Annotated in this window: 3 protein-coding genes; all 3 read left to right on the forward strand. The window is 37.2% G+C overall.

Annotated features, from left to right (window positions below; all coding sequences use genetic code 11):
- On the forward strand, positions 1-1,404 hold a 1,404-nt coding region (locus DCH402_RS22805), incomplete at its 5' end, for a DEAD/DEAH box helicase family protein (RefSeq protein WP_200864842.1).
- Positions 1,405-1,451: 47 nt separating this feature from the next.
- A complete protein-coding gene (locus tag DCH402_RS22810; protein WP_200864843.1) occupies positions 1,452-1,892 on the forward strand; it encodes a hypothetical protein in 441 nt (146 codons plus the stop codon).
- A 60-nt stretch (positions 1,893-1,952) separates the two neighbouring features.
- Entirely contained in the window at positions 1,953-2,348 is a 396-nt protein-coding gene (locus tag DCH402_RS22815) for a hypothetical protein (RefSeq protein WP_200864844.1), read from the forward strand.
- Positions 2,349-2,367 lie beyond the last annotated feature (19 nt).

A 2,367-nucleotide genomic window follows, 5' to 3' on the forward strand; every position in this document is an offset into this window, starting at 1 on the left:
GGCGACCAAGTTATTCCCATTCACAAAGTAGAAACGTTTAGCCCACATTCAGACGGCATTGAAATTAAATTTACCAGTATTCAAAAACTGTATAACGATATCCACACCGAACGGGAAAACCAAACCACATTGGCAGATTTGCACGAATTGAACCTTGTGATGCTGGGCGATGAAGCGCACCATTTAAACGCACAAACCAAAGGCAAAAAACAAGGCGAGTTGGATTTGGAAGTGGAATTAAAAGCCAATGCAGGCGATGCCGAATTTGAACGCAAAGGCTGGGAGCATATGGTTTTGGAATTGTTGCTCAATAAAAATGGCAATCCCGGCCAAAATGTGCTGTTGGAATTTACCGCCACGCCACCTGAAAAAGCTGACGTGCAACAAAAATACGCTGATAAAATCATCACAAAATTTGGTTTAAAAGAATTTTTGCAAAAAGGTTATACCAAAGAAATCAATTTGGTATCCAGTACACTGAGCAAGAAAGAGCGGGTGTTGCACGCTTTATTGTTTGCTTGGTATCGCCATCAAATCGCTTTGAAATATGGCATTGCCAATTTCAAGCCTGTGATGTTGTTTAGAAGTAAGACGGTTGATGAATCAAAAGCGGATTATTTGGCATTTTTAAATTGGGTAGAAAATGTGCAAGCAGATGATTTTTCGTTTTTAAAGACATTTTCAATGAGCTTAAACGATAGCGATAACGCCAACGAACAAGGCAAAACCCGCACCGAACAAGCCCTAAAATTTATGCAGGAAAATGGCTTTGAGTTTGCACATTTAGCAAATTGGATAAAACAAAATTATCAAAAACACAATATCATTATTACCAACTCCGAAACCAACAAAAGCAAAACCGAAAAAACCGACAGCGAAACGGAAAAATTGCTAAACAATCTGGAAGCGGTTGATAATCCGATTCGTGCTATTTTTACGGTGGGTAGATTAACCGAAGGTTGGGACGTTTTAAATTTGTTTGATATTGTGCGTTTGTATGAAGGGCAAAACGGCGGCGGTTCAAATAAAAAATCATGCAAAACGGCAAATACAACGGTATCAGAAAAACAGTTGATTGGTCGAGGCGTGCGTTATTTTCCATTTTCGTTTGAAGATAAACAGCCGAATAAGCGTAAATTTGACAACGACATGCAACACGAATTGCGTATTTTGGAAGAATTGTTTTATTACACGCACGATGAGCAATCCCGCTATATTACAGAACTGAAAAACGAGTTACGAAAAGACGGTTATTTGCCTGAAAAAGACGATGATAAGGTATTGGCAACATTTAAACTCAAATCTGAATTTGCAGATAATGAAAATTTTAAAAACTTATTGATTTGGGCGAATAAAAAAAATCCCCCAATCCCAATGCTAAAAGTAATAATGCAGACAGCCTAAAAGCCAATCCGCAAACACTTTCATTCCAAATTCACGGCAATCAACTGTTGCAGGAAACGCAATTTACAGCCGATAAAAATGATGAAAAGGTCAAGCAACTTGGCATACAAAATAATTTTTCTCAAACCATAAAAATGAGTGAAGTGGAACGGCACATCTTCAATAAAGCATTACATATCAAAGGGAAAAATAGTCAATCTTTATTCCATTTCAACCGTTTGCAAAGCAAACTCAACATTCAAAATCGCAATGAATTGCAAAATAACTTGTTGAAAGACTGGCAAATTGAATTTTTAGGATTAGAGCAAGATAAACAGGTTCGCCCGGATGATAAACTTGCAGGCTGCCTGAAAATCTTGGAAATGGTTGAAAAGCATTTGAATGAAAGTGATAAGCCATTTATCGGTACAAAAGAATTTACGCCTAAAACATTATGGGAAAATTTTCGGCAACGCCAAAACAAAAATGGGTCAAAAAAGATGATATAAAAACTGCTATTGCCATGCAAAATGATTGGTATGTGATGGATAATTTTTGCCGGAACGGGTTTGGAAGAAGCGTTAATTCAATTTATTTCAGCGCGTTTGGGCGATTTGAAATCTCAATATGACATTCATTTAATCCGTAACGAAGAAGTGTTTAAATTGAATAACTTTGCCAATGGCGAAGGATTTATGCCCGACTTTATTTTATTGCTGAAAGATAAACAAAAATCTTCTTCCAATGGCGTGAATGACTTTTTGCATTACCAAATTTTCATTGAGCCCAAAGGTGAGCATTTAGTGGAAACTGATGGATGGAAAGAAGAATTTTTAGAAGCCATCACAGTGGAATATGGGATGGATAAGATCCTGCAAAAAGATACACCGCATTATCGTTTGATCGGTTTACCGTTTTTACTGATCATCAGAAAAATGGACAATTTACGGAGTCATTCCCTTTAGGTGCGGCATCGCTTGAAAA

The sequence above is a fragment of the Dickeya chrysanthemi NCPPB 402 genome (genome assembly GCF_000406105.1).
GTDB lineage: Bacteria > Pseudomonadota > Gammaproteobacteria > Enterobacterales > Enterobacteriaceae > Dickeya > Dickeya chrysanthemi.